The 20759-nt window shown below is 38.5% G+C and carries 20 protein-coding genes and 1 pseudogene; 8 read left to right on the plus strand and 13 right to left on the minus strand.

The genetic code is table 11. From position 1 onward, the window contains the following. The first annotated feature begins 16 nt into the window (after positions 1–16). A complete protein-coding gene (locus tag A3GQ_RS0109030) occupies positions 17–220 on the plus strand; it encodes a hypothetical protein (RefSeq protein ID WP_028776769.1) in 204 nt (67 codons plus the stop codon). Between the two features lie 167 nt (positions 221–387). Here A3GQ_RS0109030 and A3GQ_RS0109035 read toward each other — a convergent pair whose 3' ends face one another. After that, on the minus strand, positions 388–1776 hold the full coding sequence (locus A3GQ_RS0109035) for an erythromycin esterase family protein (RefSeq protein ID WP_156877629.1): 1389 nt from the start codon (positions 1774–1776) through the stop codon (positions 388–390). 325 nt (positions 1777–2101) lie between these two features. Between A3GQ_RS0109035 and A3GQ_RS0109040 the strand changes: the two genes are divergently transcribed. Further along, positions 2102–2611, plus strand: coding sequence for a DUF3916 domain-containing protein (locus A3GQ_RS0109040; protein ID WP_028776771.1), 510 nt, complete (start codon positions 2102–2104; stop codon positions 2609–2611). Between the two features lie 105 nt (positions 2612–2716). Here the strand turns inward: A3GQ_RS0109040 and A3GQ_RS0109045 are convergent, their stop codons facing one another. From A3GQ_RS0109045 to dapD, 7 genes and pseudogenes are all read right to left on the minus strand, one after another. After that, positions 2717–3079 carry a hypothetical protein gene (locus A3GQ_RS0109045; RefSeq protein ID WP_028776772.1) on the minus strand — a complete coding sequence of 121 codons (363 nt, stop codon included), beginning with the start codon at positions 3077–3079 and terminating at the stop codon, positions 2717–2719. 698 nt (positions 3080–3777) lie between these two features. Beyond that, positions 3778–4143 (minus strand): hypothetical protein, encoded by a 366-nt coding sequence (locus A3GQ_RS0109050; protein ID WP_169818272.1) that lies wholly within the window; start codon positions 4141–4143, stop codon positions 3778–3780. 81 nt (positions 4144–4224) lie between these two features. Beyond that, positions 4225–4380, minus strand: a pseudogene (locus tag A3GQ_RS28010) (recombinase family protein); the annotation flags it as partial. Positions 4381–5225: 845 nt separating this feature from the next. Then, positions 5226–6164: a primosomal protein DnaI gene (dnaI, locus tag A3GQ_RS0109065; protein ID WP_028776775.1), complete on the minus strand. Its 939-nt coding sequence runs from the start codon at positions 6162–6164 to the stop codon at positions 5226–5228. Positions 6165–6185: 21 nt separating this feature from the next. Next, the gene (locus tag A3GQ_RS0109070; protein ID WP_028776776.1) at positions 6186–7310 is read right to left on the minus strand and encodes an N-acetyldiaminopimelate deacetylase; all 1125 of its coding nucleotides are present in this window, start codon (positions 7308–7310) and stop codon (positions 6186–6188) included. A 5-nt stretch (positions 7311–7315) separates the two neighbouring features. Then, positions 7316–8518: an aspartate aminotransferase family protein gene (locus A3GQ_RS0109075; protein ID WP_028776777.1), complete on the minus strand. Its 1203-nt coding sequence runs from the start codon at positions 8516–8518 to the stop codon at positions 7316–7318. Between the two features lie 15 nt (positions 8519–8533). Beyond that, a complete protein-coding gene (gene dapD, locus A3GQ_RS0109080) occupies positions 8534–9244 on the minus strand; it encodes a 2,3,4,5-tetrahydropyridine-2,6-dicarboxylate N-acetyltransferase (protein ID WP_028776778.1) in 711 nt (236 codons plus the stop codon). A gap of 197 nt (positions 9245–9441) precedes the next feature. Between dapD and A3GQ_RS0109085 the strand changes: the two genes are divergently transcribed. Next, positions 9442–10203, plus strand: coding sequence for a GNAT family N-acetyltransferase (locus A3GQ_RS0109085; RefSeq protein ID WP_028776779.1), 762 nt, complete (start codon positions 9442–9444; stop codon positions 10201–10203). Between the two features lie 134 nt (positions 10204–10337). On the opposite strand, the gene A3GQ_RS0109090 is transcribed toward A3GQ_RS0109085, so the two are convergent. Continuing rightward, positions 10338–11666 carry a helix-turn-helix domain-containing protein gene (locus tag A3GQ_RS0109090; protein WP_028776780.1) on the minus strand — a complete coding sequence of 443 codons (1329 nt, stop codon included), beginning with the start codon at positions 11664–11666 and terminating at the stop codon, positions 10338–10340. A 155-nt stretch (positions 11667–11821) separates the two neighbouring features. Here A3GQ_RS0109090 and A3GQ_RS0109095 point away from each other — a divergent pair, with 155 nt between their 5' ends. Continuing rightward, entirely contained in the window at positions 11822–12640 is an 819-nt protein-coding gene (locus tag A3GQ_RS0109095) for a YihY/virulence factor BrkB family protein (protein WP_051271479.1), read from the plus strand. A gap of 330 nt (positions 12641–12970) precedes the next feature. Beyond that, complete coding sequence (locus A3GQ_RS0109100; protein WP_028776782.1) at positions 12971–14062, plus strand: AI-2E family transporter; 1092 nt, start codon at positions 12971–12973, stop codon at positions 14060–14062. Between the two features lie 91 nt (positions 14063–14153). Here the strand turns inward: A3GQ_RS0109100 and A3GQ_RS25650 are convergent, their stop codons facing one another. Both A3GQ_RS25650 and A3GQ_RS0109110 read right to left on the minus strand, forming a co-directional pair. Beyond that, positions 14154–15719: a transglycosylase SLT domain-containing protein gene (locus A3GQ_RS25650; protein ID WP_028776783.1), complete on the minus strand. Its 1566-nt coding sequence runs from the start codon at positions 15717–15719 to the stop codon at positions 14154–14156. 93 nt (positions 15720–15812) lie between these two features. After that, positions 15813–16370 carry a hypothetical protein gene (locus tag A3GQ_RS0109110; RefSeq protein WP_028776784.1) on the minus strand — a complete coding sequence of 186 codons (558 nt, stop codon included), beginning with the start codon at positions 16368–16370 and terminating at the stop codon, positions 15813–15815. 188 nt (positions 16371–16558) lie between these two features. On the opposite strand from A3GQ_RS0109110, the gene A3GQ_RS26870 reads away from it, so the two are divergent. After that, complete coding sequence (locus tag A3GQ_RS26870; RefSeq protein WP_169818273.1) at positions 16559–16846, plus strand: hypothetical protein; 288 nt, start codon at positions 16559–16561, stop codon at positions 16844–16846. A 125-nt stretch (positions 16847–16971) separates the two neighbouring features. Here the strand turns inward: A3GQ_RS26870 and A3GQ_RS0109120 are convergent, their stop codons facing one another. Beyond that, positions 16972–18414, minus strand: a complete 1443-nt coding sequence (locus A3GQ_RS0109120; protein ID WP_037464480.1) for a nicotinate phosphoribosyltransferase — start codon at positions 18412–18414, stop codon at positions 16972–16974. A gap of 9 nt (positions 18415–18423) precedes the next feature. Then, positions 18424–18837: a M67 family metallopeptidase gene (locus A3GQ_RS0109125; protein WP_028776787.1), complete on the minus strand. Its 414-nt coding sequence runs from the start codon at positions 18835–18837 to the stop codon at positions 18424–18426. Positions 18838–18907: 70 nt separating this feature from the next. Between A3GQ_RS0109125 and A3GQ_RS0109130 the strand changes: the two genes are divergently transcribed. Next, complete coding sequence (locus tag A3GQ_RS0109130; RefSeq protein ID WP_028776788.1) at positions 18908–19759, plus strand: DUF72 domain-containing protein; 852 nt, start codon at positions 18908–18910, stop codon at positions 19757–19759. A 168-nt stretch (positions 19760–19927) separates the two neighbouring features. Continuing rightward, the gene (locus tag A3GQ_RS0109135; protein ID WP_051271482.1) at positions 19928–20758 is read left to right on the plus strand and encodes a sulfite exporter TauE/SafE family protein; all 831 of its coding nucleotides are present in this window, start codon (positions 19928–19930) and stop codon (positions 20756–20758) included. The last annotated feature ends 1 nt before the right edge of the window (position 20759 follow it).

Consider the following 20759-nt stretch of genomic DNA (forward strand, 5'->3'; position numbering starts at 1 on the left):
CACGTTAGGAGCAGTTATGTCGAATCCCGTCGGGGAATTCATTCTCAAGCTTCCGGTTCCTCTGTCTCCCAACCTTGGTGAGTATTGTGATGCATGTCCTCTGCTGCCCAGGGCTGATGTTTTCAAGATCCTGAATGAGGAAACCAACGCCAGCACGCATCTGACTGAGTACATCGAGGCTCTGGATGAGGACACCAGGGCCCGCATGCGGCTGGCCTGAGTACATTAAGGCCTGCATGCGGAATACGTTACGGTCAGAGTGACGCATTCTCGTGTGGTGAGTGAATCGCTGGATCTACACACCACACAGGGCACAACTATTATTGATTTAGTTAAAATAGAGAAAGTAAGGAAAACCACCACCCATTTCTTATGAGTGGTGGTTGCTTATTTTTTAGGAATGGATACATTAGAGAAATATGGTACCGTTCTACCTATTGAAGCCTTGTCTACATACTGAGGAATATTTACCTGATCAATATACAAGATACCATCATATTGTTGTTTGAAAACGACTTGTTCTTCCCAAGCCCCCCAATCTAGAATCGCTCGCTTGGAAAACATCCAAGAAGTTCCTTCGTGTTTTTTTGCTTGGGATAGATCAACAAAAAAGTTTGGATATCCCGTTTTACTAAGGATTGATTCCATCCTTCCTGTAGGATGTGGAAATCGAACTGCGATTGGTTTGCGATCGTTTAATGCAGATATCCCACGGTTCATATAAAGTCCCAATATATAAGATTGTTTTTTGATTTTAGGTAGTAACAGTTCGCCTAAGTTAATGACGGAACTTCGATTGGGGTTTTCTGTTTTGGTGTTGGCTTTACGTATATGAAGATTATGGGCCCACACGATAATTTTCTGCTTAGGATATAGTTTTTCGGTAATCCAAACCATATGTTTTGCCATGGCTTGATCGCGGGCAATATTGTATTGATCATATGCTTCATTAGATAATGATTTATTTCCCTCTTGAAAGTAGTAATTATAGGTTACATAGTGAGGGATTACATTTGTAATAGAATGAATACGATCTTGTAAAACATATTGTGTTACTTTCATTAACTGGTTGGAATCAGGATGAATCTTAGCTAACTCTTTTTCGTTTTCTTTTGTAAACTGATAGAGCTTTTGATAGGCATAAATCATCTGTTTCTGTTCTTGCTGAAAACTCTTTATATCAGAATGATAAAGAGACGCAGTAAATTTGTCTTCTGTTCGTTTTGCTAGATTTCCCATCTGCGGATTAATATTTTGGAACCATTCTTTTAAAAATATGCCATAAGAGCCTACTGGCTGCATATCTATTCCAGCTGTTTGGAGAGGGTTGTTGGTTGTTTTGCTTTTTTTGATGTACTCAAAAAGAGGCAATATTTCTTTGGTTTGCCAAATCTCAAATAGACTATTTTTCATAGATTCTGTGGGTGATTGTTTGTAAATTTGTGTATTTAAAGCAAATAATTCACCCAGACCGGATTCAAAAGCAAGTACTTGATATCCTAACTTTTCATGCAAATATTTTACAAGTCGTACTTTTGAAGAATTAAATTGTGCAGCACCATGAGAACTTTCTCCTAAAAAAATAATTCGTTTGTTTTTTAGGAGAGGATCGAAAAAGCGTAGATCCCGATAAACATCTCCTACTGCTGGTCGAATACTTTCTATCGGCTGAGCATTTTCTTTTAGCCACTGATGCCATTTTGGATTTTCTGTGCTCTCTGCTTGAGCATGCGAAATAGCAAGAAAGGGAGAAATAGCTACACAGATAATCATCATCCATAAACACCTTTTGGATAATGGAATGGTGTTGAGAAGTTTTCTTTTTGACTGAATCAATATATCTCCTCCAATAATTGTCAGTAGATTTATATTTTTGTAATATGAGGAGTTTCATAATAATCATATAGTTACAGTATATTATTTTGTGAGTAAATAACTATTATCTGATTGATTATTAAATTTATTGTAAAATATGTTATCTTTATCGGTGATGATCTTGATAGGGTGAAGGATATGGATGTAAACAATCGCTTTTCGCACTCATTGGTGATTTATTACAGGATGAATGTTCCAAGGTAAATCGAATAAAGAGGAGAAAAAGATGTCTACAAAAAAAGTTCGAGGTTTAAAGCGAAAAACAAAGGAAATGATTTTACGTTTAGAAGAGAGTACCATGGTATTTCCAACAGATTTTTATAATGGATACTGTCATTTTCGTTTACCTGTTGCTCAAGGATTTATTGATAGCTGTAAGACTCCTATCGGTATAAAACGACTCTGCATCCAAACTCTTATTGATAGAGCCCATCATTTGATGAACATAAAGCCTCATAATGAAGAAGAATATCGAGTTGTAGTTTCGGTTGATTTATCTGGTTTATGGTATTCCCAGATTATTATATTTAAAGGAGAATCTTATTTTAATGGATTCTTTGATCGGAATAATCATTATCAAAAATGGATACCTCTTTCAAAAGAAAGGGACATAGAAAAGGAATGGAGATTATCTGTTTCGAATGATATGGACAAGAAAGGTTATAAAGAAGAAATAAAAGATGAAGATGGATCGGAGTATAACGGAGAAATTTGGTTCATAGGAGAATTGGTGTAAAAAAGGATTGTAATTATTGCAAACAGAAGAAGTCTTACGGCATATTGAGATATAAAAAAAGGCAAAATCTTTTCGAATTTGCCTTTTTCCTGTGTTTATGTGATATTAACGGCAGGGAAGTCCATATCCACCATCCGAACCAGTATAAATATAAGTATCAGAGACATAACCATAGATAGGATATCCAGCATGATCTGTTCCGATTTGAATTTTATCCCAAATGTTGCTCGTTCCAAAGTAACCACTGACGGTAGAACCTGTTTTATAGCAGCGATAGTTTACAACTTGTCCATCATATACCCTACCGATCACCTTTCCTGTAGTGGTATTTGGATAATCTCGCACATAAATATAATTACCAGACGAACTTGTAACGACTTCATACCGTTGGTAAGCAAAAGCTTGTGATGTAAAGCCAAATACTGTTAAGACTAGGGCAAACATGGCTGTCATAGGAAATTTCTTCATGATGATACCCCTTTCATTTGGTCTAGTTCTAATATAATTTAAATTCTAAATGATAGAAAGAGGCTGACGAAGAAAATGATAAGATGGTTGGGTAAAAATTTTTATTTTGTGTTGTTATTTGTTTTGATTATTGTCTTTTTGGTTGTAATGGGCAGTCGATTTTTTTAAGTAGATGAAGTTTGCTAGATGGACTTTGGAAAATAGTGTTGCTTTAAAAAATGTATTCCGGCAACTAAAAAATACAGGTTTTCATGTTATGTTACAGCTTTCATTTTTTCTGAGCTTATTTCCTTTTGCCGATAGTAGCTGAAGCGATAGTATTTTCACTAGAATCAATAGGTTAGGAAGGTGATTGTGAATAACCTCTCGTGATAAAAACCACCTAGCTAGTAGAACTGGTTAACAACCATGTACACTTTACTAGTTAGGTGGTTTTTTAGAGCAGTTTCGCAGATATTTTATCCTTTAATTGCCTTTTATCTTTTGACAATCCAGTATGTAGGGGCACCGCCAACATTCTGTAAAAATCCTACGCTAAGATATTCTGCGGTGAAAATTGAACCGATCGAAAAAAGGAATGGTTCATTTTATTAGGTCTATAAAGCTAAACACTGATCGAGATCCATGCGAAATTCACTGTATGGATTGATATGGTTGTAAATAAGAGGAGTGAGAGCACGGTAGTCTTCATCTGTCCGTTATGGGTTAAATGGTTCTACCTTAATTGAATCAATGACAGATGATTTCCCATTTTTCTTATAGTGAAAGATCAATGCATATTTCTTCGCTTTGTAGACATCCCTTATGACAACATCACCATCGGTTTCGCTATTTATACTCTCACCCAATACCTTATGTACTTCATCAGAGGTTATTTTTTTATAAGCATCAATATTAGACACTTGCTTTCCATCCTCTGCTAATGATTTCGCTTCTTTTAAAAGTTGTTCATGATTTTGTTTTTCAGAAACTTGAGTCGCAGAAGTATCATTTGCAAAGCTGTCGTTATTTGAAATAACGCATCCTCCAAGTATGGCTCCAACTGCTAGTGTGGTTACCATCAAAATTTTTACTCGTCAATTGTTCTGCCATCTTGTATATCTCACTATTTCTAGAATTTGTTTTTTCTCTTTTGTCAAAGTGCTCAGATTCATCTGTGGTCGCCCAAGATGTTTCCCTTTGGATTTTGCAACTGTGATCCCTTCGACTTGACGTATTTTAATCGTCCCCCTTTCCTGTTGAGCCAAAGTAGTATAAACCTCGATGATAATATTATTAATTATATCGATTACCCAATCTTGACATTCGGCTTTTTCGGATGATTATTTTTTGATTCTAATCATTTCTTACAAAAAGGAAATTAGTATAAGGAGAATTGTTTATTTAGTTCTCCTATTTATTAAAAAAGCCCAATAGTAGAATGTACGTGGTTTCTTAACCAGTTCTTCTATCCAGTTTGGATTTTTAAGAGCAGTTTAGCCGTTACACGATACTCTGTCTTCCATTACCTTTATCTTTTGACAATCCAGTATGTAGTGCTCTTTCATTTGTTTCTTTTATTTTTTCCCAAGTGGAACGCGTATCAATTTCTTCAAGGGACAAATTTTCAAAGATAGGAACAGGAATTTATAATTTATTTTATTCGGAATATTTTATTGAAAATGTGCACTATTTACTTTAATATATAACTAGATAGTCCTCAGCCAGAGGAACCTAGAGAAAAGAGAAAAAGAACAATGAGGTGCGCACTGGAAACTTCAGGTGCGGTGTCTTTGATCACCCCTGAGAGGGTGACCGAGGAGACTGCAAGTGAGTTGACGGAGGCAACCGACACGGAGGAGATGGCGAAGGTGGCCTGTGTTGGCCCCTTCTGCTACATTCCGCCGTGGTGCAAGATGATGGGAGAGTGTGCCCGGGCTGTATAAGCTCGAAACTTTCTCCTGAAAAGATCCCCGTCCTATTGCAGGACGGGGATCTGTCATTTCTGATGAATGAATTAGTATGATCTGAAAAATTTAGTTATACATACGCCACTAATTTGTTCTTATTCATTTTCATGTGTGATAACCTCTGAAAATCCATGATTACTCTTTAAAAAGCCCAAATAGTAGACAATATTTATTGTCCATTACTTGGGCTTTTTTTATTAGATATTGTTTTCACTTCTGCGATTTACTCCATCTACATAAATAGGTTGAACAAAATGTTTGATCCTCTCCATGATCCGTTTCCCTTTTATTGGTTCGTCTCCTCCTTTGGGAGTATTAGAAAAGTATTCTTCTAATTCGTCCAAAGTAAGGTTAGAAGTAAAGATAATGGGTAGTTTTTCCGTCATACGATATTGCAAGATAACGCCTAAAATATCGTCACGAATCCATGGAGTCAAAGACTCTGCACCAATGTCATCTAAAATAAGCAGAGGTACAGTTTTAACAGTTTCTAACTTGTCCGAGATCAGTTGTCCATTTTGTGAGATGGCATTTTTCATTTCAGAAAAGAGAGCTGAAGTATGGATCATCAAGGTAGAGACACCATAGAAGGCTAGTTCATTCATAATAGCCCCTGCTAAGTAACTTTTCCCTACACCAAAGGGACCATATAAATAAAGTCCTTTAGTAGTTTTACCTTCTCGAAAAGGAATACAAAAATGAAGGGCTGCTTGAAAGGCTTTTGCTCGTTTTGCTTCCAGTGCAAATGTCTCAAATGTTGCTTCTCGAATATCGGAAGGGATTTGTTGGCATTGAATAAGAGAGCTGCGTCTTTTGGCTTCTTCATCCGCCAATTGAAAGCGACATGGCTTCATCTGTAAGTCAAGATAGCCATTGTATTCCATTAGTTCTGGAGAGTGACCTTTGATCAAGTTGCTACAACCTTCTAATCCCCGGCAACTGTCACAAGCTGTTTTTTCTGTAACATATTGTCCCACATTGGAAAGAGATCGCCAATAAGTGGATAGTGGAATATGGGGATTTTCTTGCATAAAGGATTGGAGACGTTTGTTTTGTTTCAATCGACCAAAGACAGCTCGTTTTGCTTTCTCTGCACCACTGCTAGAGAAAGGAGAAACTTGTTTTAATGCTTTCATCCAATGCATCCCTCCTATCCGTTAATTTCCGATTTCCTCCAGATAACGGATCATCGTGTCTATACCTACTCCGATCGCATTTTCATCAGGAGTAATTTTGGAATGATGTAACCCATAGGGGGTATTTGCACCAAGCCAAAATAAAAATCCTGGAATTTCTTTTAAGAAATAACCAAAGTCTTCACCAGTCATTGCTGCTTGACATTCAACTAATTGGTAACCAGTGTTTTCTTTTACCCAGTCCATGAATTGGGTTGTGACTGCAGCATGGTTTGTAACGTCGACATATTGCACGCCCCAATTTAAAACAGCTTCACATTGAAAACTTGTACCGATTCCTGCGACAATTTCTTTCACTCGCTGCTGGATTTTTTTCATCGTCTCTAACGAAAGGGTGCGTATGGTGCCTTTTAACTCCGCAACACCCGCTATGATGTTTTCTTTGGTGCCTGCTGTCAATTTGCCAACAGTAACGACAGCGGAGTCCAAAGGATTGATATTACGAGAGACGATAGTTTGAAGTTGAGTGAACAATTGAGTAGCAGCTACGACCATATCATTTGTTTGATGAGGGTAGGCGGCATGACCAGATTTCCCGATTAATTGGATGTTGATCTCAGACGTATTCGCAAATAAAATACCAGGACGTGTAGCGATTGTGCCTACAGGATATTCTGGAGCGATATGCAGGGCAAAAATCATATCTGGTCTCCATGTTTGGAATTCGATGCTTTGCATCATGGGTTCTGCTCCGCCAGGACCTTCTTCCGCTGGTTGGAACATAAAAATGAGATCATCTTGTACAGGATGATGCGCAAAATGATGAATCAAACCTAAAGCAATCGTCATATGGAGATCATGTCCACATGCATGCATGAACCCTGGGTGTTTGGATTGAAAATCATAACCTGTCTCTTCTTGTACTGGGAGGCCATCTATATCGGTTCGATAACCGATCCGTTTACGTGGATTGGTTCCTGCGACTTTGACAATAATCCCAGTTCTCCACGTTTGTAGTTCTATATTTGGCAGGTCTTGCAGTTGTGATAAAAGAAATGCTTGTGTTTTTTCTTCTAGGAAACCTGGTTCTGGTATTTGATGAAGCTGTCGTCTGATTTGTATCCATTTATCCAAAGAAACAGTCATTTTCGTTACTCCATTTTCGTTAATAATTGATGGAAAGTATTCATAAAGATTTTTACTTCTTCTTTCGTCAAAGTCAAAGGCGGTAATAAGCGAATAACAGTTCCAGCTGTAATATTAATCAGAATGCCTTTTTCTAAAAATGCTTTTTGTAGATTTTGAATGGATGATTTGTCTAGTGTAGTAATGATTCCAATCATCATACCACGACCATTAATTTGTTCCACAAGAGCCGGAAATTTCCTCTGAAGTACTTGTAATTCACTCCATAAAAAATCTGCGACTTCTTTTCCTTTTTCCATCTGTTTTTGATCAATGAGTACATCTAGAACAGCATTTCCAAGAGCTGTAGATAGGGGAGATGGAGAGAAGGTTGTACCATGATCACCAGGCTGAAAACTATCTTTTAGTTTTGATCCAGCGAGAATCCCACCAAGAGGTAGACCGCCGCCGATTCCTTTGGCAAATAGAACTAAATCAGGTTTTAGGTCATAAGCTTGGTAAGCAAATAAGGAACCTGTTCTACCCACTCCTGTTTGGATTTCGTCCAAACAAAGTAAGATATCTTTTTCAAGACAGAGAGATTGGGCCGTTTGCAGAAATTCCTCAGTGAGTGGTAAAATCCCGCCTGCACCGAGGATGGGTTCTACTAGTATCGCAGCAGGATTGTTTTGCTCACAAATTTCTTTTAAGGCTTTTGTGTCATTCATTTCTACTTCGTAAATCGTAATTGGTAGTGTTGGAAAGTCTTGATAAATACCAGATTGTCGCGTTAGACGTAAAGCTCCTAGCGTTCTACCATGAAAACTATTTCTTAGAACGATGATTCCATCTTTCCCATCGTTGCGTTTTGCCGTCCACTTGTGAATGCTCTTAATGGCCGCTTCCGTCGCTTCCGCACCAGTACTGCAAAAATAAACTTTGCCATCTCCAATGGTATGCTGGATCAACCGTTTTGCTAGCTGAATAGCTGGTGGATTGTAGAAAAAATTGGAGATATGAAGGAAGCGCTCAGCTTGTGTAGCCAGCGCATTCATTAAGTACGGATGGGAGTGTCCGAGTATATTTACTGCAAGTCCAGTAAATAGATCCAAATATCGTTTTTGATTGGTGTCATAAAGATAATTGCCTTTGGCATGATCAATCACGATGGGTAAACGGCTATAAGTGGACATGATATATTCATGATCCAGTGAGGCCCAATCCGCCATGTTCTTATTGACCTCCTATAGGTTACGAAGATCTGCTAAGATTTCCGTTTTGGATTTCGTTTTTTCATCGATTTCCTTGATAACTCGAGCAGGAGTCCCAGCTACGACTACATTTGGTGGTACATCTTGAGTTACAACGGCACCTGCAGCTACTACCGAGCCGTGTCCTACCGTAACTCCTTCTAAAATAACGGCATTTGCTCCGATCAAGACTTCATCTTCGATCGTTACCGGAGCAGCAGAAGGAGGTTCAATTACTCCAGCGATAACCGCTCCTGCACCGATATGGCAGTTTTTTCCGATATGTCCACGTCCGCCAACTACAGCATTCATGTCAATCATGGTACCTTCACCAATCACGGCTCCAATATTAATGACAGCACCCATCATAATAATTGCTTGTTTTTCGATTTGCACATGTTCGCGAATAATTGCACCAGGTTCAATACGCGCTTCTACGTCTTTTAAGTCTAGCAAAGGAACACCAGAGTTACGGCGGTCGTTTTCTACGACATAATCTTCTATATCAGCTTTATGATCAGCTAGAACAGGCTCAATATCAGTCCAGTTGCCAAATAGGACGCCAGAGTTAGCAGAGAAGAAAGTTTGTACTTCTTCTGGAAAGGAAAGTTTCTCAAGGTTACCCTTTATGTACACTTTAACAGGTGTTTTCTTTGTAGATTTTGCTATATATTGGACAAGCTCCTCAGAGTTTAAATGTTGCATGTATCTTCATCCTTTCAATCAATCTTAAGTCAAAAGTATAACATAACACAGGAGGCAGTGACTGCCTCGAATCAGAAAATACATTTTACATATGTTGGACAATGGTATATCTCTGTACACTCTTTCTTGTTAGATTTTTCATACTTATCATCCGAGTTAAATTAGAATGAAGACAAGGTGAGGTGGATAAAAAAGACATGCATAATCTGATACTTGAAAAGATAGAAAACAATTTCTCGCAATTTTGGATGAAGTTTAAAATGAATGATGGTATTCGTTTTGAGGAAAGATCTCAATTGAGATGGATTGCATTACCAAGTATGCAACGAGTGCTTTATTCTCAGATAGAATGCGAAAAAGAATTAACGGAAACGATGAGTATTTTGAAGCAAGTAGGTGGAAAATGGGAATGGATTTTAAATCCATCCACTCAAACCAAAAGTTTAGCTTCTTTTTTAAAGAGACAATCTTTTTCCAAGACGAAGATACTCACTTGTATGGCTTTAGAGCGATCAAGATTAAAAGAAATACGTTTTCAACCTAATTTTGCATACAGAAAAGTAGAGAATTTAGAGGACTTAAAAGTATGGATCTCTACTGCATCAAGTGTATATCGATTTATAGATGAGCAACAGAGTTTATATTTAAAAACATTTACAAACAGTTTGCTATCATTGACAGACTTTGAATTTTATATAGGATATATTGATCAAAAGCCTGCTGTCACTACTCTTTTATTTCGACCCGAGAATGGAGTTTGTGGAATTTATTTGGTTGCTACAATAGAAGAAGAGCGAAAAAAAGGACTAGCAAGTACTCTTCTTCATGAATTGATTTGTCATAAGATTGATCCAAATGAAATTGTCATTCTACAATCGACAGAGAAGGGTAAAAATGTCTATCTGTCACTGGGGTTTCAAGACTATGGAGTGATGGATATTTTTCAGGGAAGCTTCTAAATATATCACTGAATACAAAAGATAAAATTAAAAATAATCCTGGGCAGGATTATTTTTAATTGAAGGTTTGGCATTATTTTTTTTAACAAAAAAGTTAGAACTCCAAAAGGAGTTCTTTTTAATAGCAAAATAGATTAGTTCGCCAAGCCTAGATCGGTAGGATTATCTAGTAAAGTTTCTTTTAATTCATAGGTTTTACGCATGCAATGTTGGAATTTCTCTTCATCTTGTCCATTAAAGCAGCCGGCAAGGTTATACCAGATTTTCCATTCCATATCTCTATACTGGTATTTTTGAGCTATTTCTATCCCTTGTTCAAAGAAATGAATTGCTTTATTTGTATCATTCATCATTTGACAAAGTTCACCAGTTAGTACTAAATTGGAAATCAACTGGGGAGCATCTTGAAATTTTGTTGCATAGCGAATGGCATGCTGGAAGTATTCGAATGCTTCTGCCAATTTGTTTTGTTTTAAGTAGAGGACACCTGTACGGCTGTAAACCATGACCCAACGTTGGTCAATTGGTATTTTTTCTTCCAATTTTCGAGCCATGAGGAAAGCAGTTTCTGCCATCTCCCAATCTTTTTGTGCAGTATAGATAGTTCCAAGTACAATCCACAAATCAAACATGGCACTGTATTGTTTGTTGCGTCTTGCGATATCAATACCTTCAACTGCATATTCAATCGCTTCTTCAACGAGGCCTGTTCGACGAGATAATTCGGATCTCAGCCAATAGAAGCCTAAGGTAGTTTCAATATCGTCCAATTCATTTAAGAGGTGCCAAGAATCTTGTACCAATTGCATGGCTTCTGTAACGCGACCAAGTTTTTGTAGCATGATTCCTTTGTGTTTGTGCAGAAGATGTTTTACGTGTTGCATTTCACCTTCTTCATAAAATGCAAGAAGACCATCATTGATATATTCTAGTGCTTGATCCAAATTACCTTGATGGTTGCTACAAACTCCGAGTAAAAGGTAGCTAGCTGCTTCCATATTGTTTTCATGGTATGCATTTTGTTGTGCACTACGAAGTGCATTGTAAAAAGAACGTTCTGCTTGTTTCCATTTCTTTTTGGCCATATAGCATTTGCCTTTGTAGAAGTAGGCATGAGCGATATAAGGATGGCTATCATCTAACTTCAAATCTTCTAATTTAGCTAGAGCATCATCTACATATCCGATTTGACGGAGAGTAGAGATGGTTAATAAGGCAAATTTTACTCTTTTTAATTCTACTTGTTCTTGTACAAGCATTTCAGGTAATTTGCTCATTGGTAATTCTAATTTTTCAAGTAAATAAGTTACTTTTTCGGGGCTGACATGTGCTACTCCCCGTTCGATATTACTTACAGTTGCTGGGGAAATGTTTTCGTCTGCTAAGTCTTCTAAGCGCAGACCGCGTTCTTTACGAACTTTACGTATCACTTCCCCCATTTCATGTAGAGCTAGTGTTTTCATTTTTATCACCTCAACGGAAAAGTTTGGACATAAATATATTAAACTTTTATAAAACAAAAGAAAACCGAGTTTTAAAAATATTACACAGATTTCAAAAGATTAACGTGCGGTGTTTCAGTCAATATTGAAGATGAGAGAAACTGGAGGTAAGACTTTTGGTACATTTATTAAAAACCATAATTTACCGAGTAAGGGATAATCAAGTTTTTGATACTGCTGCACAACTTTCCTACTATATTTTACTATCCTTTTTTCCATTTCTATTACTTGCTGTGACGTTGATCGGATATTTACCTTATAGTAGTGAAAATGTACTGTCCGTATTAAAACCAGTCATTCCCGCCAGCACCTATCATTTAATTGAAAGTAATTTGGTTAGTATTTTAGATGAGCAAAATGGAGGGCTGCTCTCTTTTAGTATTATTACAACCCTTTATACAGCATCACTTGCCTTTCAATCGATTATTCGCAGTTTGGACCAAGCGTATGATGTCAAAGATAATCGAAGTTTTTGGAAAGCAGCACTTTTGGGCTTTTTCCTCATGTTCGGAATTCTTGCAGGACTTTTAGTCAGTCTTGGATTATCCGTATTCGGACAAATTTTGGCTAGTTATTTTTTAGGTAAGATTACTCTATCTGCTTGGTTTGTTCATCTATGGATCTATGTTCGGTGGTTTATCAGCAGTGCTTTGGTGTTTGTTGTACTGCTAAGTCTTTATGTTATGGCACCACATACAAAAGTACCATTGGTCAAAGCATTACCAGGTGCTATATTTGCGACAATTGGATGGCAACTTAGTTCTTTTGCATTTTCCTACTATGCATCCTTTAACAATTATTCACTTGTTTATGGAAACTTAGGAGGAATCATTATTCTGACAGGTTGGTTTTATATATCCTCTTTGGTACTTATTATTGGAGGAAATATAAATGCAGCCATGTCAGAAGAAAAGAAACCTACAAAGCGAGACTAGGAGCAGAGCGACGTAGCGAGACTTGTGCCCTTATCCCAAGCTCCCAAATAGAAATGGTTAAAAGATTTATTAACTCATAGCCTAAAAAATTCGAATTGTCTTGGTGCAAAGCGAGACTTATGATCAAGGCTTGGATGAGTGCTTAGGTTATTTCTTCTCTTTGTTCGGAAATCCTCTTTCTATTGAGGTCAAATAGTGACTATTCTTCTACAATTGATTGCAAAAACCTATTTTGAACCCAAAAAGTAAGATATTTATCAAGATTTCTTTGCTTTGTGTTAAGATAAATCTAAAAATGAATGGATGTTTCGATCGAAAGGATGGTAGAAGTTGCCACAAACTAAGTTTTTCCGAACATTATATGCCATCATTTTCTTGCTTCTGATCGTTTTACTTGGAAGTAAAGTAAGTTTTGTTTTTCGTCCTATTGTTGTCTTCGTACAAACTTTGTTTTTTCCATTTTTGATCTCAGGTGTACTGTTTTATCTGTTTCGCCCCATTGTCGCGTTTATGGTTCGATTTAAAATCCCAAAAGGAATCTCGATTTTGCTTATTTATGCAGTGATTGTTGGAGCCTTTGTTTTATTAGGATTCTCTATTGGACCCGTTCTTGGAAATCAATTTGAAGCGCTCATCAGTAATTTTCCTAGTATGCTAGAGACTGCGAAGAAGCAATTCATTGAATTAAACCATAATCCATGGGTAAATAAGTATGTGGATTGGAATGTGATTTCCGACAGCGTCATCAATTATTTAAAAACGAGTTACACGACCATTGGTACAAACTTAGCCGGTTTTTTTGGTATTATAACGAACATCATTCTTGTGTTCGTGACTGTTCCATTTATTTTGTATTACATGTTAAAAGAGGGAGAAAAAGCGGCGCCATATATGCTTCGAATCTTGCCAGAACGTGAGCGTGAGCATGGGGTATCGATCTTACATGATCTCAATCATGCTCTTAGTTCTTATATCAAAGGTCAAGTTCTAGTAGCCATTACAATCGGATTGATTGTGTTCATCGGTTATCTCATTATTGGAATGCCATATGCCTTATTGCTTGCGATTTTTGCAATGTTTGTCAATGTCATACCTTATATTGGACCGCTGATTGGACTAGTACCAGCTGCTATCGTCGCTTCGATCCACTCTCCTTCCATGATTCTCAAAGTATTAATCGTTGCAGTGATTGCCCAGCAGGTGGAAGGAAACTTCGTTACACCTAGGGTCATGGGAAAAAACTTAAATGTACATCCACTGACAATCATTCTGCTGTTACTTGTTGCAGGGAGCCTTGCAGGCTTTTTAGGCATGCTGCTCGCCATCCCGACGTATGCAGTTTTGAAAGTAGTGGTGAGCCATGTGTATCAGCTCATAAAGTTACGAAATCAAGAGAAAAAGATACTTTCTGTAGAAGAATAAGACTAATCTCATTATAATTAAATTTATTATAAAAAGATATAGTTTTAAAAATTTTAAATGAAAACCCGATCCTCTATGGATCGGGTTTTTCTTAGCGATGATTACAACTCATATTTGGGCTATCGTTTTGACCTGTTAAGAGTGGATAAGGGTTCCCTATTTCGTATTCCTTTTGACCGGGATTTTTGAAATAGACTTCAAAGTGCAAATGAGCCCCTGTACTGTAGACGATTCCTTGAGCACCACCAGATTTTGCAATTACTTGACCTTTAATTACTTTCTGTCCTTTCTTGACATTAACAGAGATCATATGCAAATATCTGGATCGAAAATCTTTTGTTGTTGATGCTCCATTTACATTAAAGACCATAGGTCCATGATCCACTACCAATGCGTTTCCAATTAATCCATCAATGGTATGTTCTACAACAGTACCATCTGCTACAGACACAACAGCAGAGCCTGTCGGAATTGGCATATCTACACCATAATGGAATTTTATTTTACCTGTAACAGGGTGGACTCGGCATCCAAAGCGTGAACCTCCACCTGGTATGGTTACCTTTGTTGTAGTGGGCATTGGCAGAGTTCCACCAGCCATTATCAAATTACCAAACTGTACGGTTCCATCTCCTCCTCCAAGGATTTCACTTGCTCTTACTTCGACTTTTTGTACGTAATCCCATGTAACATCATCACTGCTTGTATACTTGTCTGGAGCGGTGTAAAAAATTGCGCAGCTGAGAGGGAAAGAAAATGTCCCAATCGTCATACTCTTTTTTTCTTTTTTCTCTTGTGCTGTTTTGACACATTGTCCCGAACTTCTAGAGCTATCCGATTGAAGACGGTATTGTTCTGCTATTTGTTTTGCTTTTGCATCCAGCCATTTTTTCACTGTATCCATCGTAACAACCAAGTCAACTTTATTATCTGGTTCCTGTGGTTTCTCGACAGGTGTAACTTGGTTTTCTTTTTTATACTGTTCGTAGTATCCCAATACTCTTCCTGGGTATTTCACTGTTTCTGAGTATGGATTGGAGACCCCGCCTGGTCCGCCGTTGTAGCACATTAAAGCCTTTCTTGTTTCTTTGAACATTCTAAAACAATCCGCAAGAACTTTTGTACCTACTTCAATATTGATGTTTGGATCAAATCCATCACGATCTGCATTGTATCCCATGGAGCTAAAGTTACAAGGCATAACTTGCATATATCCCCTAGCTCCTACCCCGCAATCGGAGACCGCTCCTGAGTTGGAAGTTCTATTCCAACTACTCTCTGCTTGAATAAGAGCTGCGACTAAAACGGCGTCTAGATTACGTTTTTTCGACCAATCGTTGATAATTTTTAAGACTGTTGGATCTTTATCTTTTAAAGATACTTCTGCTCCAGTATTAAGTGCTTTCATATGGGTTTCATATTCAGGAGATAACTGGTGTACTGCTGCTAGTATATTCCACGGAACACTGGGGTATTTAGCCGCTATTTCTTGGTACATTGCTTGGAAAGGTATATCTTTTTGTTCAGGTGCTTCGTCGGGTTTGTTATAGTTGTTGTTGTTCCCAAGTAATATGATGACGAAAAAGGATAATGTACCTATCAAAGTAATTACAATGCCGACGAGAAATACAGATATGCTGCTAATTGTTTTACTCATGTGTTGTTGCCCCCTAGTACCATTATGACAAGAGAGGCTATTACACCTATGGTACCAATTACAGCGGCGACCAAAAATATGCTGCTAACTGTCCTACTCGTGGATGACTGACTCATCGTGTATCCCCACCACTTTCCAACCCGTACCATCTGGGATGATGTTGTAAATATATATATAAGTTGTATCTACTTTTTGTCCTTGTTTAGTTGTTAGTGTCACATCAATCGGTACCGTAAGATTATCATGTTTGTAACCTACATAAATATCAGTAATATAAATTTTGCGAATTTCAATATTGGTAATCGTCGGAGAACCATTTTTAAATAATGCCATTTGTTCGTTATATAGCTCGGGAGACATGAGATTTTTGACGCTTTCAATATGTGCGGTAGGTTTACTTGGATTATAAGTTAGGTATTTTGTAGTAAAATCGCGAGCAAATGCTTTGATCGAATTATTTTTGCTTTGACTCAGATCCTCACTATTTACATTCCCTTTGGCTTCGATTTCTTCTTGGGAAGGAGTGTCACTTGTAACAGGTGGATTGTTCGTCTGCGGTTTTTGTTCTTCGTCATCTGCGAATATCCAAGAAAGCAGAAATAGTCCTAAAACACCAACACCAATAATGAGAACGAGGATTTTTTTATTCATCGTATTTCCCCTCTATCCGTAAATTGAAAATAACAATTAATGACAAACATTGTTTTGTTATCTCTAAGTATAAAGAAAATCGACAAATTCGGCTATAAATTTTCTTTTATTGTTACTAGTAAGAAGGGAGCAAATCTTATAAAATAAAGGTAATCAACGTCGTCGGTTTAGAGATGAAGGAATCCGCCATGGACCAGTTTTCTGTTGAGAAGAAGTCCACCACGGACAAGAAGGGCAAGAAGATGTCCCGCTGCAAGAAGGTTCTGATCGGCGTGGGCGTCGGCATCCTGCTGATGGTGTCGAGCTTCCTCTCCAACCTCTACCTGGCCAACCAGGCCACCCAGGCTCCCGAAGGGAACCGGAACCCGGCTGTGACCCAGCCGGCCAAGCCGTCCCCGACCGTCCCCGAGCGTACGGACAACATTCCCGAGTCGGAGTACGAGGGAGTCCCGATCACCAGCGACGTCGTCAAGTGACCTGAGGGTCACACTGTCCCGTATTGTCGAGCCTCGAAAGAGCGTGCTCCAACCCGGGGCACCAGCATACAATGAGATCCCATATAAATAAAAAAGGCTAATGCCATATCGCATTAGCCTTTTTTCTATCGATGTACTTCCGTATATATACTTTCAATCATTGCTTGTTTTTGTTCCCAAAGCTGCTTGGATAAATCCACATGATATTCTTCTGGATTTAGGATGCGCAATTGCTCGTCCCAAAACAATTGGATTTGTTCTTGATGGTATTTACGACTCTCCGCTAGCGTTGGTAAGGAAGTGACCAATTTTCCTTGTCGAAGCAATGGTTGAAGCAGAGGAATCGCAAGATAGTTGGTGACGATTTTTTGTTTGTAGGGATGGTCTGGATGAAATAAGGTGAGTGGCTCTTCTTCTTTGAGCAATTGTTCATAAGAAGCAATCCAGTCTCCTTTTGCTTTGCCAGTTTCTCTATCGATGATTCGGAAGATCGTTTTTCGGCCCGGGGTCGATATTTTGGCAGGGTTAGAAGAAATTTTGATGGTTGGTTCCCATGTACCATCGTTTTCTTTTGCTACCATTTTGTACACAGCCCCTAGTGCTGGTTGATCATAGGCCGTGATGAGTTTGGTACCAACACCCCAGCCATCAATTTTTGCCCCTTGTTGCTTGAGATTTAAAATCGTTTCCTCATCTAAATCACTACTAGCAATAATTTTTGTAGAAGTGAGACCTGCTTCATCGAGCATACTGCGGGCTTGTTTGGACAAGTATGCTAGATCCCCGCTATCGAGGCGTATCCCTACCAATTCATGTCCTTTTTCGCGAAGTTCCAGTCCCACTTGAATCGCATGTGGGACACCACTGCGTAATGTATCGTATGTGTCTACCAGTAACACAGATGAATTAGGAAAAGCGAAGGCATATGCACGAAATGCTTCTAATTCGCTTGGGAAATCTTGAACCCAAGCATGAGCATGTGTTCCACTCGTAGGGATATCGAATCGTTGCCCTGCAAGCAAATTGGAAGTGGCATCAAAACCAGCAAGATAAGTGGCTCTCGCTCCCCATAGTGCGGCATCTTGCTCTTGTGCGCGTCTGCTACCAAATTCCATTAAGGTGTCGTGTGGGGCAATATGACGAATACGAGCTGCTTTTGTAGCTACTAAAGTCTGATAGCCGATAAAATTTAAAAGTGCTGTCTCTACGAGGTGCAGTTCAAAAATGGTCCCATCTAACCGAAGAAGAGGCTCCTCAGCAAATACAATGGCCCCTTCTGTAAGTGCATCGACATCTGCTTGAAAACGAAACTGTCTCAAGTAATCAAAAAAATCAGCTTCAAAATCTGGGCAGTTTATTTGTAGATAATCGATATCTTCTTCCGTAAATTGGAGATGCTCCAGATATTCTACTGCTCGTTCCAGTCCTGCGAATACAGCGTATCCATTGCCAAAAGGAAGCGATCGAAAAAATAGTTCAAACGAACGGCGATGGGTATGAGTTCCATTTTTCCAATGTGCGTACATCATCGTAAGTTGATATTTATCGGTATGTAGTGAGATAGACATGATGAGCTCCTAGTAGATGATTTCATAGATAAGTGGGTTGATTTCCCCGCTTTGTATTTGAAATGCACTTAATTTTTTTTGGGCTTCACGAAAGGAAAGAATCCAACAGCTTAGTTCGGGCCTTTCCCAATATTTTGCGTCTGATTTTGATGGATATGCAGGCAAATGTGGATGAGTATGTATGATTCCAAGACAACCTAATTGATGAGACCTTATCTGCTTCATCGTTTCCCAGTATACCTCAGGTAAATAACCAAAGGAGCAGGGAGAAGGATCCAAAATTTTCAAAGGGAAAAAATGGGTTATTTCTCGGCCGGCTCCTGCCAAAAAACCATAACCTTCAGCAGGAAGTTGTTCATAGCAATATGCGGTTAATTCCGAAATTACCTTGCTATGAATCGATAAATGGTGGGATACCCCCAATCTTTGTCGCTCCTTTCTTACATTCCTGTGATAGAATAAAAATAACTTTTTAACTAGTGAGGCAACCATCATGAGTTCTATTCTTGTCGGCGTTTGTGGTTGGGGTGACCATGATATTTATCCACCTGGTACCAAAGCTGCGGATAAATTATCCGTATATGCAGGCCATTTCCCTGTAGTGGAAATCGATAGCACTTTTTATGCGATTGCACCTGCTGATCGCATGGATCGATGGGTAAAATCAACTCCCGATACATTTCGATTTGTAGTGAAAGCATACAGAGAGTTAACAGGTCATGGACGAACTGAAAAAGCACCAGAGCGAACTTGGTCTGAACTTGTGGAAGAAACCAAAGCAAGTCTGTTACCTTTACGGCAAACTGGCAAGTTATCCCTTCTGCTCTTTCAATTTCCTCCTTGGTATGATTGCAAAGAATCACATGTGAGATATATCCAGAAGGTTCGACATGCTTTTGCCGATTATCCAATCGCAATCGAATTTCGCCATCAAAGCTGGTTTTCCTCTGTTTATCATGAAAAAACGCTCTCTTTTTTGGCAAGCGAAAATCTGGTTCATGTTGTTTGCGATGAACCACAAGTTCCTGTTGGGTCCGTTCCCATTATAACAAAGGTTACGAACCAGAATCATGTACTTGTTCGATTTCATGGACGAAATATAAATGGATGGAGTGATTCGAAAAATCCAAACTGGCGGGATGTACGATATGCTTATCGATATTCATCAGATGAACTGGATGAATGGGTAGAGAGAGTTAAGCACATGATGAAAGAAACAAACCAAATGATTTTACTCTTTAATAACAACTCCAAAGGAGATGCAGTGGACAACGCCAAACAATTCATTCAAAAATACGGGATCTCCTATACAAATTTAGCACCAAGACAATCCGAATTATTTTAGGCTTTGAGTCAGGCAAATCCATTAACGGTTTCTATTCGTGTGTGACTCGGCGTGAGGGTACAAGTCTCACTATGCACCTCAGATTAGGGCACAAGCCTCGCTATGTCGCTTTGCTCCTAGTCTCGCTTTGCATCAAGATAAACAGAGTTATTTTAGGGAGTACATATAATGATAGGCATGGAAATGGTTCTTTTATTTTCGATTGGCTTATTTGCTGGTACATTAGGTAGTTTAGTAGGTATTGGCGGCGGAATAATTATTGTTCCCAGCCTTTTGTATTTGGCTGCTGTTTTTATGAGTCTGTCAACCATAACTCCACAACTGGCAGCAGGAACTTCACTGTTGGTTGTAATGGTTACGGCTATCTCTTCTATTATTGCATTTCACAAACAAAAAAGGATAGATTACCGTAGCGGACTATTATTTTTTGTTGGAGCAGGCCCTGGTTCTTTGCTTGGAGCAACCTTTTCTTCTTATTTTTCAGTTGATGCATTTATGGTCGGTTTTGGGTTGTTTTTGCTGTTTTTATTTTCACTCATGTTGTTTCAAAAAAAATTAAAACCAATAAGGTTTACAAATGAGATTCAAAGAACTTATGTAGATTCATCTGGTGAGAGTTTTATATACCATTTTCACCCTCCAACTGCGATCTTTGTTTCCTTTGGAATCGGCATCATTTCTAGCTTGTTTGGAATTGGCGGAGGGGCTATGCTCGTACCCATGATGTTGATCGTTTTTGGATTCCCCCCTTTAGTCGCAACGGCCACATCCATGTTTGTCATCTTTCTTTCCTCTATTACAGGGAGTGTTACTCATGTTTTGCAAGATCATATATCTTGGTTAGCATTTGTTTTAATTGCACCCGGTTCTTGGATTGGTGGACGATTAGGAGCATTTTTATCTCAAAAAATGAGCAGCGGATTCCTATTAATTATTTTTCGATTTACCCTATTTGTAGTAGCCATTAAGATGATATTGGACGGAACACATCTTATGTAGA

Source organism: Shimazuella kribbensis DSM 45090 (genome assembly GCF_000428065.1).
Lineage (GTDB): Bacteria > Bacillota > Bacilli > Thermoactinomycetales > Thermoactinomycetaceae > Shimazuella > Shimazuella kribbensis.

Bases quoted from the DNA above. Each gene is read 5' to 3' on its own strand.
- A3GQ_RS0109045 (WP_028776772.1), bottom strand. From the start codon at position 3,079: ATGAAGAAATTTCCTATGACAGCCATGTTTGCCCTAGTCTTAACAGTA.
- A3GQ_RS0109110 (WP_028776784.1), bottom strand. From the start codon at position 16,370: ATGAATAAAAAAATCCTCGTTCTCATTATTGGTGTTGGTGTTTTAGGA.
- A3GQ_RS0109035 (WP_156877629.1), bottom strand. From the start codon at position 1,776: ATGATGATTATCTGTGTAGCTATTTCTCCCTTTCTTGCTATTTCGCAT.
- A3GQ_RS25650 (WP_028776783.1), bottom strand. From the start codon at position 15,719: ATGAGTAAAACAATTAGCAGCATATCTGTATTTCTCGTCGGCATTGTA.
- A3GQ_RS0109030 (WP_028776769.1), top strand. From the start codon at position 17: ATGTCGAATCCCGTCGGGGAATTCATTCTCAAGCTTCCGGTTCCTCTG.
- A3GQ_RS0109120 (WP_037464480.1), bottom strand. From the start codon at position 18,414: ATGTCTATCTCACTACATACCGATAAATATCAACTTACGATGATGTAC.
- dapD (WP_028776778.1), bottom strand. From the start codon at position 9,244: ATGCAACATTTAAACTCTGAGGAGCTTGTCCAATATATAGCAAAATCT.
- A3GQ_RS0109070 (WP_028776776.1), bottom strand. From the start codon at position 7,310: ATGACTGTTTCTTTGGATAAATGGATACAAATCAGACGACAGCTTCAT.
- A3GQ_RS0109130 (WP_028776788.1), top strand. From the start codon at position 18,908: ATGAGTTCTATTCTTGTCGGCGTTTGTGGTTGGGGTGACCATGATATT.
- A3GQ_RS0109085 (WP_028776779.1), top strand. From the start codon at position 9,442: ATGCATAATCTGATACTTGAAAAGATAGAAAACAATTTCTCGCAATTT.
- A3GQ_RS0109040 (WP_028776771.1), top strand. From the start codon at position 2,102: ATGTCTACAAAAAAAGTTCGAGGTTTAAAGCGAAAAACAAAGGAAATG.
- A3GQ_RS0109090 (WP_028776780.1), bottom strand. From the start codon at position 11,666: ATGAAAACACTAGCTCTACATGAAATGGGGGAAGTGATACGTAAAGTT.
- A3GQ_RS26870 (WP_169818273.1), top strand. From the start codon at position 16,559: ATGGACCAGTTTTCTGTTGAGAAGAAGTCCACCACGGACAAGAAGGGC.
- A3GQ_RS0109075 (WP_028776777.1), bottom strand. From the start codon at position 8,518: ATGGCGGATTGGGCCTCACTGGATCATGAATATATCATGTCCACTTAT.
- dnaI (WP_028776775.1), bottom strand. From the start codon at position 6,164: ATGAAAGCATTAAAACAAGTTTCTCCTTTCTCTAGCAGTGGTGCAGAG.
- A3GQ_RS0109135 (WP_051271482.1), top strand. From the start codon at position 19,928: ATGATAGGCATGGAAATGGTTCTTTTATTTTCGATTGGCTTATTTGCT.